This is a genomic window from Streptomyces sp. P5F9, from assembly GCF_057961495.1.
In genome coordinates this window covers 1-12,066 of the sequence record NZ_JBXVPZ010000300.1, presented here as the reverse complement: position 1 = coordinate 12,066, position 12,066 = coordinate 1, and the positions used below count along the sequence as shown (strand labels likewise).

At 71.1% G+C, this 12,066-nt stretch carries 11 protein-coding genes; 8 read left to right on the top strand and 3 right to left on the bottom strand.

Annotated features, from left to right (window positions below; all coding sequences use genetic code 11):
* Nucleotides 1-65: 65 nt before the first annotated feature.
* Nucleotides 66-2,321: a helix-turn-helix transcriptional regulator gene (locus AC31A1_RS34900; protein ID WP_489657153.1), complete on the bottom strand. Its 2,256-nt coding sequence runs from the start codon at nucleotides 2,319-2,321 to the stop codon at nucleotides 66-68.
* A gap of 115 nt (nucleotides 2,322-2,436) precedes the next feature.
* On the opposite strand from AC31A1_RS34900, the gene AC31A1_RS34895 reads away from it, so the two are divergent.
* Together AC31A1_RS34895 and AC31A1_RS34890 are read left to right on the top strand one after the other, a co-directional pair.
* A complete protein-coding gene (locus AC31A1_RS34895) occupies nucleotides 2,437-3,123 on the top strand; it encodes an esterase/lipase family protein (protein WP_489657152.1) in 687 nt (228 codons plus the stop codon).
* A 106-nt stretch (nucleotides 3,124-3,229) separates the two neighbouring features.
* On the top strand, nucleotides 3,230-3,916 hold the full coding sequence (locus AC31A1_RS34890; protein ID WP_489657151.1) for a class I SAM-dependent methyltransferase: 687 nt from the start codon (nucleotides 3,230-3,232) through the stop codon (nucleotides 3,914-3,916).
* On the opposite strand, the gene AC31A1_RS34885 is transcribed toward AC31A1_RS34890, so the two are convergent.
* Together AC31A1_RS34885 and AC31A1_RS34880 are read right to left on the bottom strand one after the other, a co-directional pair.
* Nucleotides 3,917-4,291 (bottom strand): fic family toxin-antitoxin system, toxin component, encoded by a 375-nt coding sequence (locus tag AC31A1_RS34885; protein ID WP_366498982.1) that lies wholly within the window; start codon nucleotides 4,289-4,291, stop codon nucleotides 3,917-3,919.
* A gap of 4 nt (nucleotides 4,292-4,295) precedes the next feature.
* The gene (locus AC31A1_RS34880) at nucleotides 4,296-4,535 is read right to left on the bottom strand and encodes a hypothetical protein (protein ID WP_033278219.1); all 240 of its coding nucleotides are present in this window, start codon (nucleotides 4,533-4,535) and stop codon (nucleotides 4,296-4,298) included.
* A gap of 222 nt (nucleotides 4,536-4,757) precedes the next feature.
* Here AC31A1_RS34880 and AC31A1_RS34875 point away from each other — a divergent pair, with 222 nt between their 5' ends.
* The 6 genes from AC31A1_RS34875 to AC31A1_RS34850 all read left to right on the top strand — a co-directional run bounded on the left by AC31A1_RS34875 (nucleotide 4,758) and on the right by AC31A1_RS34850 (nucleotide 12,064).
* Complete coding sequence (locus AC31A1_RS34875; protein WP_489657150.1) at nucleotides 4,758-5,594, top strand: ABC transporter ATP-binding protein; 837 nt, start codon at nucleotides 4,758-4,760, stop codon at nucleotides 5,592-5,594.
* A 4-nt stretch (nucleotides 5,595-5,598) separates the two neighbouring features.
* Entirely contained in the window at nucleotides 5,599-8,169 is a 2,571-nt protein-coding gene (locus AC31A1_RS34870) for an ABC transporter permease (RefSeq protein ID WP_489657149.1), read from the top strand.
* Nucleotides 8,170-8,215: 46 nt separating this feature from the next.
* Nucleotides 8,216-9,127 carry an LLM class F420-dependent oxidoreductase gene (locus tag AC31A1_RS34865; protein WP_489657148.1) on the top strand — a complete coding sequence of 304 codons (912 nt, stop codon included), beginning with the start codon at nucleotides 8,216-8,218 and terminating at the stop codon, nucleotides 9,125-9,127.
* Nucleotides 9,120-9,545, top strand: a complete 426-nt coding sequence (locus AC31A1_RS34860) for a GNAT family N-acetyltransferase (protein ID WP_489657147.1) — start codon at nucleotides 9,120-9,122, stop codon at nucleotides 9,543-9,545. Before AC31A1_RS34865 ends, AC31A1_RS34860 begins: the two co-directional genes overlap by 8 nt.
* Before the next feature lie 156 nt (nucleotides 9,546-9,701).
* Complete coding sequence (locus AC31A1_RS34855) at nucleotides 9,702-11,054, top strand: hemolysin family protein (protein WP_489657146.1); 1,353 nt, start codon at nucleotides 9,702-9,704, stop codon at nucleotides 11,052-11,054.
* Nucleotides 11,051-12,064 (top strand): hemolysin family protein, encoded by a 1,014-nt coding sequence (locus tag AC31A1_RS34850; RefSeq protein WP_489657145.1) that lies wholly within the window; start codon nucleotides 11,051-11,053, stop codon nucleotides 12,062-12,064. Before AC31A1_RS34855 ends, AC31A1_RS34850 begins: the two co-directional genes overlap by 4 nt.
* The last annotated feature ends 2 nt before the right edge of the window (nucleotides 12,065-12,066 follow it).

The window sequence follows — 12,066 nt, the reverse complement described above, 5'->3', positions numbered from 1 at the left end:
GACGCGGAGGGGTTCGGGGGGCGGGAGGCGCCGCCGTCCTGGAACTCCCGCTCGGACGGCGCGGTCTAGGACGCCTCCCCTTCGGCCAGCAGCCGCACGAGTTCGATGCGGGAGCGGATGCCCAACCGGCTGAAGACGCCGCGTAGATGGTGGTCGATCGTGCGGGGGCTGAGGGCGAGGCGGACGGCGATCTCGCGGTTGGTGGCGCCGTCGGCGGCCATGCGGGCGACCATCAGTTGCTGGGCGGTCAGGCGGGTGGTCGGGTCGAGCGCACCCGGTGCGGGGAGGACGGTCGCGGCCACCGGGGTGCCGAGGGCGCGGAGTTCGGCGCGGGCCTGGGCGGCGCAGTGCGGGGCGCCGAAGGACTCGAAGGCCTCCAGCGAGGTGTGCAGCCGGTCGCGGGCCTCGGTACGCCGGCGCAGTCGGCGCAGCGCACCGCCGAACAGCAGCTCGGTGCGGGCCCGTTCGAAGTCACGGGTGCCGTGCGCGTGCAGGTCGAGGGCGATGCGGTAGTGCTCGACGGCTTCGTCGCCGGGCGCGAGCAGGGCCCGGCAACGGGCGCTCAGGGCAAGGTCGTCGGGGCTGCGGACGGCACGTGCCCAGCGGTCGTAGTCGGCGTGTGCGGCACGGGCGATACGGGTGTCGCCGCTGCGGACGGCGGCCTCGACGTAGTGCGGGGTGGCGAGGTGTCGTATCGCCCGGTGCCCGTGGCCCGGCCCGAACCCGGCGAGCGCGCGCAGCCGGGCCGCGGCGGCGGCGAACCGGCCACTGCTGAGGTCGAGATAGGCGAGGGCCCACTGGGCGAGGGCGGCGGGCAGCCCCAGCCCGCGGCCGAGGGCGTACGAGCGGGCGGCGGCGGCACGTTCCCGGCAGACGTCGCCGTCCCCGGTGAGCGCCGCGAACATGGCGAGCGCGGCCTGCAGATGACAGGCGCCGTTGTCCTGCCCGGTGGCGTGGGCCTGCCACAGGGCGTCCGCCACGGCCGTCTCGGCGGCCCGCGGATGCCCGGTCCAGAACTCGGCGTACGCCCGGAACTCCATCGCCTGCGCCACGACCACGGTCGCGCCCCGCGCCCGCGCCGAGGCCGCCGCCCGCACGGTGGCGGTGGTGGCACGGGTGTGATCACCGAGCATCAACGCGGCGATCCCGGCATGGATGAGGAGGGTGGGGTCGCCTCCGGGCCCGCACCTTCCGGCGGCGGCCTTGAGCAGATCCCGCGCGTCCTCGTACCGCCCCTCGAACGCGGCGGCCAGTCCTCCCAGCGTCCCGTGCGGCACGATCCCGACCCGGGAGGCGACAGCGGCCGCCTCCCGGCACCGTCTCAGGTCCCCGGTGTAGACGGCGGCTTCGGTGGCCCGGGCGAGGAGGTGAACGGCGTGGTGGGGGGCGGGAGTTCGGGGTACGGCGGCGATGGCGATGCGGGGTGTCTCGCTCAAGGAGGCCGCCGGCTCCCGCCTCGCCACCGCGATCAGCAACGCGTCGAACGCCTCGGCCGCGTTGCCCGCCCGCAGCGCGAACACCCCGTTCAAGGCGTCGCTGTCCGTCGCGGCGGCGAGTCTTCGCGCCCGGTCGCCCTCGCCGGACTGCCAGGCGTCACCGGCGGCGCGGTCGAGGAGGCGGGACTGTTCACGCGGGTCACTGGAGAGGGCGGCGGCGCGTTCCACGAGGGCGCAGGCGAGGGGGTGTTCGCCGGCGTCGCGTGCCTGTTGCGCGGCCGTGCGGAGTTCCGCGGTGAGCCGCACGCTGGGGCCGAGCGCGCCCGCGCCCCGGTGCCAGGAACGGCGCGGTGTCTCTCCCTCGGCGCGCAACACCCGTGCCAGCAACCGGTGGACGTCCCGCCGGTCCGCCGGTGACCCGGTCTCGTACGCGGCGATCCTCGTCCACGCGTCGCGGAAGACGACCCCGCCGGCCGTCGCGTGCGCGACCCCGGCCGTCTCGGCGGCTTCGAGGGGCCTGGTGTCGAGCCGCCCGGCCGCGACGGCCCGCAGGAAGGCATGCGTGGCGACCGGGTACTGATCCGCCGCGGCGAGCAGCAACAGCAGGCGCGTGTCGTCGGGCAGAGCGCGGATCTCCCGGCGGTGCTGGGTCAGCAACTCCGGTGCCAGGGACGCCGGTTCGGTGGGGAGGGGGTCGAGGCCCGCGGCCTGGCGTGGGGTCAGGCGCGGGAGGAGTTCGGCAGCCGCGCGCGGATCGCCGTGGACCGCGCGCAGCATGCGGATGCGGACCCCTTCGGGGAGCGCGGGATCGAGGGTTCGCCCGGTGTCGGTGCGCGACGGGGGCGAAGTGCGGTCTAGGGAAGTGGGGTTCACCGGAGTCAGCACACAACTGACGTTACTGGCGAGTTAATTCACCCGTAAAGACCGGCGATTTCGCCGATGCGGCGCGCGTAGACCCGCGCTGACACTCCTGACAACCCCACCCGTATCAGGAGGCATCATGCAGCGCCACAAGCGTCGCATCGCCGCGGCCCTGTCGGCCGTGACCACCTCGCTCCTTCTGTCACTCTCCCTGGCCTCGACGCCCGCTCACGCGGCGAGCCACAACCCGATCGTGTTCGTGCACGGTCTGAGCAGCGACTCCACAAGCTGGGACGACTGGATCGCGGACTTCAAGGCGGACGGCTACTCGTCCTCCGAGCTGTACGCGATCTCGTACGACTGGACGAAGTCGAACGTCACGACGGCTTCGACGCTGTCGACCTACATCAAGTCCGTCCTCTCCAGCACCGGCGCCTCGAAGGTCGACCTGGTGGTCCACTCCATGGGTGCGCTCAACAGCCGCTACTACCTCAAGAACCTCGGCGGGACCTCGTACGTCGACGACTTCGTGTCGGTCGCCGGGGTGAACCACGGGACGAGCATCGCCTCGCTGTGCGGCTGGCTGTACACGTCCTGCAAGGAGATGCAGACGGGGAGTTCGTTCCTCACGGCGCTCAACTCCGGTGACGAGACGCCCGGCAGCGTGTCGTACGCGGCCTACTGGTCGGACTGCGACGAGGCGATCAACCCGGACACCTCGGCCGAGCTGAGCGGTGCGACCAATGTGGACGTCGGGTGCATCTCGCACACCGACATGAACAACGACTACGGCGTGTACGAGCAGGTCCGGGACTTCATCTCCTGACCCTGGCCCTGTTCCTTCCCCGGCGACTGCGGGGGTGGTCAAGGGCGGCAGGGGGGACAATCCCGGTAGGGACCGGCTTCGGCCCGGTCCGGTCCGGGAGGTCACCATGCCGCTACGGTCCGCAGGCTCCGGCACAGTGCCGCGGGACGCCGTCCACCACCCGCTGTTCGCCCGTTACTACGCCCGTTTCAGCGTGAGCGCCGAGTCGCGGTTCGGCCTGGCCGGGATGCGGGACCGGCTGCTCGCGGGGCTCTCCGGGCGGGTGATCGAGATCGGGGCCGGGAACGGCCTGAACTTCGCGCACTATCCGAGCGCCGTCTCGGAGGTCGTCGCGATCGAGCCCGAGCGGACTCTGCGGCAGCTCGCCGTGGAGTCCGCGCTCCGCGCCGAGGTACCTGTCGACGTGGTGCCGGGCGCGGCGGAGAAGCTGCCCGTCAAGAGCGAGGCCTTCGACGCGGTCGTGCTGTCCCTGGTGCTGTGCAGCGTGCGCGACGTACCGCGGGCGCTCGCGGAGGCACGGCGGGTGCTGCGGCCCGGTGGAGTCGTACGGTTCTTCGAGCACGGCCGGGGCGGCGGACCGGCGATGGCGTTCACCCAGCGCGCCCTGGACCGCACGCTGTGGCCGCCGCTGAACGGCGGCTGCCATCTGGCCCGCGACCCGGTCGCCGCGCTGCGCGACGCGGGGTTCGAACTCGGGCCGTACCGGCGGGTGTTGATCCCGGATAAGGGGCCGACGCTGCCGACGTCGTACTGCGTTCTGGGCGCTGCTTGGCGCCCTCCCGCGAAGGAGTGATCACAGGCTCCACTGGCGCAGCTCGTGCGCGATCTCGTCGACCGACGCCTCACCGCTCTTGACCAACCGGGCCAGATCGCGGACCTGTTCGGGCGAGGTGACGACCTTCAGGCCGCTGGCGACGAGGTAGGCGTAGGCGACTGCCGAGGCGAAGAGGGCGTTGGAGCGCTCCAACGCGGGGACATGGATGAGGAGTTGGAGTAAGGCGGCGGCGCGTGCGTGCGGGCTGTCGTAGACGGGGACGTCGAATATGTCGGCCTGGTGGCGTGCGACGGCGGCGACGAGCGCGCCCCAGTCGGTGACCTGGGGGTCTCCGGGTGTGTTGTGTTCGGCGAGCATGAGCAGCCAGGCGAGGTCGATCCTGAGGTTGTTCAAGGGATCAGCGGCGACCTTCGCGGGTGCTCTTCCCGTCGGCGCCGAACTCGTCGGCGAAGACGGACTCGTACTGCTTCATGAAGTCGGCCGCGGCCTCGACGAAGGTGTGGCCGACCTCGCCGGTGTCCTGTCTGACCAGTTCTTCTATGTAGCGGTTGACGCTCATGCCACGCGCCAGGGCACGTTCACGGGCCGCGCGGGCGGTGCCCTCGTCCACGCGTACGTTCAGCTGGGTCTTCGCCATACCTAGACGCTAGCGCCGGATTGCTAGCACCGGCAAGGGCTCCTCCGGCGGGTGGAGAGTGCCCCTTACACCGGTATCGGGGGCCCGACCTGGGGTGGAGACCGCCTCGGTCGCACGGGGGATATCGGGTGTGTGGCGCGTCACACTAGGCTCGGCCCGCGACGAAGGCGTCGGAACAACAGCGAGCGAAGACGACGAGCGAGGGAATCCCAGGGGGCTGTCTTGTCCACATCTGCTGCGGAGCACGCTCCAGGCCAGGCCTCGGCCGGCGGGATCGCGGCCCGCGCCCGCGGTCTGACCAAGGCGTACGGCACGGGCGAGACGGCCGTGCTCGCCCTGGACTCGGTGGACGTGGACATCGCGCGCGGCCGTTTCACCGCGGTGATGGGTCCGTCGGGCTCCGGGAAGTCCACGCTGATGCACTGCCTGGCGGGGCTCGACACCGTCTCGGCCGGCCAGGTGTGGCTCGGCGACACCGAGATCACGGGGCTGAAGGACCGCGAGCTGACGCGGCTGCGCCGGGACCGGATCGGGTTCATGTTCCAGTCGTTCAACCTCATCCCGACCCTCAACGCGGCCGAGAACATCACGCTGCCCATGGACATCGCCGGCCAGAAACCGGACCAGAAGTGGCTGGACCAGGTCATCGACACGCTCGGACTGCGGGACCGGCTCAAGCACCGGCCGTCCCAGCTGTCCGGGGGCCAGCAGCAGCGCGTGGCGTGTGCTCGGGCGCTCGCCTCCCGCCCCGAGCTGATCTTCGCCGACGAACCGACCGGCAACCTGGACTCGCGGGCGGGCCTCGAAGTGCTCGGCTTCCTGCGCGACGCCGTCGACGATCTCGGGCAGACCGTCGTCATGGTCACCCACGATCCGGGCGCCGCCGCCCACTCCGACCTGGTGATCTTCCTCGGGGACGGGCGGATCGTGGACGAGATGGAGCGGCCGACGGCGGAGGGGGTGCTGGAACGCATGAAGCGGTTCGACCTCGCGAGGGGCCAATTCGACGGTCCCGGCCCCTCCGCGGACGCACCCGACGTAACCCTCGACAAGGACTGACCCCGTGCTGAAGGCAACCCTCCGGAGCTTCCTCGCGCACAAGGGACGGCTGCTGCTCTCGGCGCTCGCCGTCGTGCTGTCGGTGGCGTTCGTGGCCGGCAGTCTGATCTTCTCCGACACGGTGACGCGCACCTTCGACCGGCTCTTCGCGTCCACCTCCGCCGACGTGACCGTCGAACCGAAGCAGGACCTCAAGTCCTCGGTGCCCACCGGCGCGACCGAGACCGTACCCGCCGCGCTGGCCGGGCAGGTGGCGAAGGTGGCCGGGGTCGCCGCGACCCACGCCGACGTGTCCGTCGAGAACATCGTGGTCGTCGACAGCAAGAACAAGTCGGTCGGCCCGACCACGGGCGCCCCCACCATCGCCACCGACTGGTACCTCACCGACCGCAGCCCGGTGAAACTCACCTCGGGCCACGCCCCGCAGGGCGCCGCCGAAGCCCTCCTGGACGCGGACACCGCCGACAACAAGCACGTGAAGATCGGCGACACCCTGACCGTGCAGGCACAGCCCGGCAGCTTCAAGGTCCAGGTCGTCGGCATCGCCACCTTCACCACCACCAACCCGGGTGCCGCGCTGGTCTTCCTCGACCCCGCCACCGCCAAGGACCAGTTGCTGGGCGCGCCCGACCGCGCCACGAGCATCTCGGTGGACGCGGCGAAGGGCGTCGACGACGCCGTACTGAAGCAGCGGGTGACCGCCGCGATCGATTCCTCCGGTACGTACGACATCAAGACCGCCGGCGAGCAGGCGAAGTCGGCCGCCGCCGATCTGGGCGGTTTCCTCGACGTGATCAAGTACGTGATGCTCGGCTTCGCGGGGATCGCGGTCCTGGTCGGTGTCTTCCTGATCGTCAACACGTTCTCGATGCTGATCGCCCAACGCACCCGTGAACTGGGCCTGTTGCGCGCCCTGGGCGCGGACCGGAAGCAGGTGCGGCGGTCGGTGCTCACCGAGGCGCTGCTGCTCGGGCTGGTGGGATCGACTCTCGGTCTGGCGGCCGGGATCGGGCTCGCGGCCGGGCTGATCAAGCTGATGACCGCGTTCGGGATGAACCTCAAGACCACGGAGATGGTAGTCGGTTGGCCGACTCCGGTGGCGGCGTACGTCGTCGGGGTCGGTGTCACGTTCGTCGCCGCGTATCTCCCGGCCCGGCGCGCGGCGGCCGTCTCCCCGATGGCGGCTCTCGCGGACGCCGAAGTCGCGGGCGTGGGGCGGCCGTTGAAGGTGCGTGCGGTCGTGGGGTCGATCGTCGGGGCGATCGGTGTGGCCGCGCTCGCGGGCTGTGCCGCCGCGACGAGCACGGCCTCGTCCTCCTCCCTCCTGGGCCTCGGTATCGTCCTCACCCTCGTCGCGACCGTGATCGCGGGGCCGCTCCTGGTCCGCCCGATGATCCGGGTGCTGGGCGGCGCCTTCCCGGCCCTGTTCGGCTCCGTCGGCCGGATGAGCCAGCGCAACGCCCTGCGCAATCCGCGCCGTACGGGCGCCACCGCGGCGGCCCTGATGGTGGGGCTCGCGCTGGTCGGCGGGATGTCGGTGGCGAGCGCGTCCATGTCCAAGTCCTTCGACCAGCAGATCGACAAGACCCTGGGCGCCGACTTCGTGATCCAGAACGGCAACTTCCTGCCGTTCTCCAAGGAGGTCACAGACCAGGTGCGCGCCACCGAGGGCGTAGGTCTCGTCGTACGGGCCCGCTTCGCGCCCCTCGCGGTCCGGCTGCCGGACGGCAAGCGGGTGGAGACGACGGCGGCCGGCTACGACACCCCGCTCGACGACGTCGCCCACATCAAGTACGCGCAGGGCGGCACGAGTTCGGCACTCACCGCCGGACACCTCGCCATGGACGTCGACTTCGCGAAGAAGCACGGCGTACGGCTCGGCAGCGTGCTCCCCGTCGAGTTCCCGGGCGGCCGCACCACGAAGCTGACGGTGGGCGCCCTCAGCGACCAGGGCTCCTCGGGCGGTTTCGGGACGCAGGGCGGGCTGTTCTTCGGGATCGCCACGGTCGAGAAGTACGTCCCGAACGGCCAGGACTCCTCCCTGTACGTGAATGCCTCCTCCGGCACCGGCGCCGACCAGCTCCGCAAGTCGCTTGAGACGACGCTGAAGCCCTATCCGCAGGTCCAGGTCCGAGACCAGGCCGACTACAAGAAGCTGATCCACGACCAGATCGCCGTACTGCTCTATCTCGTGTACGCGCTGCTCGGGCTGGCCATCGTCATCGCGGTGCTCGGCGTGGTCAACACCCTTGCCCTGTCGGTCGTGGAGCGCACCCGCGAGATCGGCCTGCTCCGCGCGATCGGGCTCGGCCGGCGCCAACTGCGGCGGATGATCCGGCTGGAGTCGGTGGTGATCGCCGTGTTCGGCGCGGTACTCGGGCTCGGGCTGGGCCTGGTGTGGGGCGTGTGCGCGCAGCAGGTCCTGGCCCTCCAGGGCATGAAGGCGCTCGCGATTCCCTGGACCACGATCGTCGCGGTGGTGATCGGCTCGGCGGTCGTCGGTATCGTGGCGGCACTGCTGCCGGCGCTGCGCGCGTCGCGTATGAACGTGCTGGCGGCGATCGCGCACGAGTGATGGAATCGCGGTGGACACTCAAGTCGCCTTCCGTGGAGGAGAGTTCATGCCGCGCCCGTTCCGCTTCGGAGTCAGTCTGCTCACGTCCGCGCCCGCCGACGAGTGGCGCGCCAAGTGCAGACGGGCCGAGGAACTCGGCTACGACGTGATCCTGGTCCCCGACCATCTGGGCATGGTCGCGCCGTTCCCGGCGCTGGTCGCGGCGGCGGAGGCGACCGAGCGGCCGCGGGTGGGCACGTTCGTGCTCAACGCGGGCTTCTGGAACCCGACCCTGCTGGCCCGCGAGGTGACCACGACCGACGACCTGACGGGTGGGCGTCTCGAACTCGGGCTGGGTACCGGCTATGTGCAGGCGGAGCACGACACAGCGGGGCTGCCCTTCGGATCGCCCCGCGAACGGGTGGACCATCTGCGGTACACGGTCCAGGAGTTGGAGCGACTGCTGGACGCCGCGGAGTGCCGGGTACCGCTGCTCCTCGGCGGCAACGGCGATCGCATGCTGCGCCTGACCGCCGGGCACGCGGACATCGCGGCCTTCACGGGTGCGAGCCTGGAGCCGGGCAGCACGACGGGCAGGCTGGCACCGGTCGACGCCGCTGAGTTCGGCCAACGGGTCGCCCGCTACCGGGAGTTCGCGGCCGGTCGCACGGAACCCGCCGAACTGAACCTGCTGATCCAGCAGGTGGCGGTGACCGACGACCCCGCGAGCGCGCTCAGGCCCCTGCTGGACCGCCGGCCGGACCTGTCCCTGGAACAGGTCATCGATCTCCCCGTCATGCTGATCGGCACCCTGGAACAGATCACCGCGAAGCTGCGGGCGCTGCGCGACCGGCACGGGTTCTCCTATCTCACCGTGCTGGAACCGCACCTGGAGGCATTCGCTCCAGTCGTGGCGGAACTCCGGCGAAACCCGGTCGCCCCGCACGCCCGCCCTCTGCTTGGCTCACCCCATGAGTGACCTTCATATCCGTGGCGCGGCCCTCTCCGACATCGACGCCGTCCTGGCCTTCTGGCGCGAGGCCGCCGAGGGCACGAGCATCAGCGACGACCGTGACGGCGTGGCCCGGCTCATCACCAGGGACCCGGACGCGCTGATCCTCGCGGAACGCGACGGGCGGCTCGTCGGTTCCGTGATCGCCGGTTTCGACGGCTGGCGCTGCCACCTCTACCGGTTGGCCGTACACCCGGAGCACCGCCGACAGGGCATCGGCTCGGCGCTGCTCACCGCGGCCGAGGAACGGTTCGTGACGCTGGGCGGGCGCCGCGGGGACGCGATGGTGCTGGAGCGCAACGAGACCGGCCGGCATGCGTGGCGCGCGGCGGGGTACGCACCCGAGGAACAGTGGCGGCGCTGGGTGAAGCACCTCACCACCTGAACGCTTTGCCCATCCTTTACTATTGGCGGACCACTCCGAACCTCTGGATCTTCTCGAAAGGTGTGAGCGTCCGCCCATGGGCGAGCCTCCCAGTCCCGGCGCGCGACATCGCGCGAACCTCCCTGCCCTGTCCGATCATGGGACGGAGGTGACCCGATGACCGAAGTGCTTCTGCTGCTGGTGGCGATCCTGCTGTCGCTCCTCTGCGGTGCCTTCGTCGCGGCCGAGTTCTCGCTGACCACCGTCGAGCGCGGCGAGCTGGAGCGCGCGGTCGAGCGCGGCGAGCGGGGCGCCGCGGGCGCCCTGAAGGCCGTACGGAATCTGACGTTCCAGCTCTCCGGGGCACAGCTCGGCATCACCGTCACCAATCTGGTCGTCGGCATGCTCTCCGAGCCGTCGATCGCCGCGCTGATCGCGGGCCCGCTGGAATCGCTGGGCATCTCCCACTCGGCGTCGAGGTCCGTCGCGCTGGTGCTGGGTACGGCGCTGTCGACGGTGTTCCTGATGGTCGTCGGCGAGCTGGTGCCGAAGAACTGGGCGATCTCGTCGCCGCTCAGCGTGGCGAAGCGGGTGGGGAACGCGCAGCGGTGGTTCAGTGCCGCGTTCCGCCCGTTCATCAGCCATCTGAACAACACGGCCAACCATGTCGTGCGCGCCTTCGGCCTGGAACCGGCCGAGGAACTGGCCTCCGCGCGCGGGCCGCAGGAGCTGGCCGCGCTCGCCCGGCACTCCGCCAGGGAGGGCGCCCTGGAGCCGGACACGGCCGAGCTGTTCGTCCGGACCCTCAACCTCGCCGATCTCACCGCGGAGAACGTGATGACGCCCCGCGTCCAGGTCGTCGCCCTCGACGCGCAAGCGACCTGCGAGGACGTGGCGAACGCGACCCGGGCGACCGGGCTGTCCCGGTTCCCGGTCTTCCGCGGCAACCTCGACGAGGTCGTCGGCACCGTGCACATCAAGGACGTCCTGGCCGTGCCGGCGGACCGGCGGGCCCGCTTCCCCCTCTCCGAGGTGATGCGCGAACCCCTCCTCGTCCCGGAGTCCCTGACCGTCGACCGCCTCCTGGACCGGCTGTCGGGCAAGCGCACGATGGCCGTGGTCATCGACGAATACGGCGGTACGGCGGGGGTCGCGACCCTGGAGGACATCGTCGAGGAGGTCGTGGGTGAGGTGCGGGACGAGCACGATCCGCACGAGACGCCCGACCTGGCTCCGGCCGGGACGGACGACGACGGCCGCACGCTGTACTCGGCGGACGGCGCCGCCCGTGTGGACCAGCTCGCGCGCGTGGGACTGCGGGCGCCTGAGGGACCGTACGAGACGCTGGCCGGTCTGGTGGCCAATGAGCTGGGGCGGATTCCGGAGGTCGGGGACGTCGTCGAGGTCGCCGGTTGGCGGATCGACGTGGTGGACGCGTCGGGGCGCAGGGCCGCGCGGCTGCTGCTGCACGCGCCGCTCGACGATGGCGGTTCCGACGCCGGTTCCGACTCCGCGAAGGGGGAGCTGTGACTGCCGTACAACTGCTGATCGGGTTGGCGACGCTGGTCGTCAACGCCTTCTTCGTGGCCGCCGAGTTCGCGCTGATCTCGGTGCGCCGCAGCCAGATCGAGCCGCACGCCGATGAGGGCGACCGGCGGGCCAAGAGCGTGCTGTGGGGGTTGCAGCACGTGTCGGCGCTGATGGCCGCCGCCCAGCTCGGCATCACGCTCTGCACCCTGGTGCTCGGCATCGTCGCGGAACCGGCGATCGCCCATCTGCTGGAACCGGTGTTCCACGCGGTCGGCGTACCGGAGGGCGCGGGCCACGCGGTGTCCTTCGTGATCGCGCTGGCAGCGGCGACGTACCTGCACATGCTGCTGGGCGAGATGGTGCCGAAGAACATCGCCCTGGCCGAGCCGGTCCGCAGCGCGCTGCTCCTCGGACCGCCGCTGGTGACGTTGTCCCGGGCGCTGCGTCCGGTGATCTTCACGATCAACGCGTTCGCCAACACCCTGCTCAAGCTGCTGCGGGTCGAGGTCAAGGACGAGGTCACGGCATCCTTCTCGGACGCCGAACTCGCCCGGATCGTGCGGGACTCGGGCGAGGCGGGGCTCATCGACGAACGGGCCCTGGAGCGGCTGAACGACGCGCTGGAGCTGGGCAGGCGCCCCGTGCGGGACGTCGTGCTCCCCCTGGAACGCGTCGACTACGTGGTCGCGGGCATCACCCCGGCGGAGCTGGAGGTGCTGTCGGCCGAGTCCGGTTTCTCCCGCTTCCCCGTGGTGGACGGCGAGCGCCGCATCATCGGCTACCTGCACGTCAAGGACGCGCTCGACGCCTCGCCGCGCAACGAGCCGTTCAAGGTGGAGGACATGCGCTCCATCGCCAACGTGAAGGAGAGCACCCCGCTCGACGACGTCCTCACCGCGATGCGCAGCAGCCGTACACACCTCGCGGCGGTCCTCGACGAGGAGGGGCGCCTGACCGGGCTGGTCACCATGGAGGACGTGTTGCGGGAACTGTTCGGGCAGCGGGCGTAGAC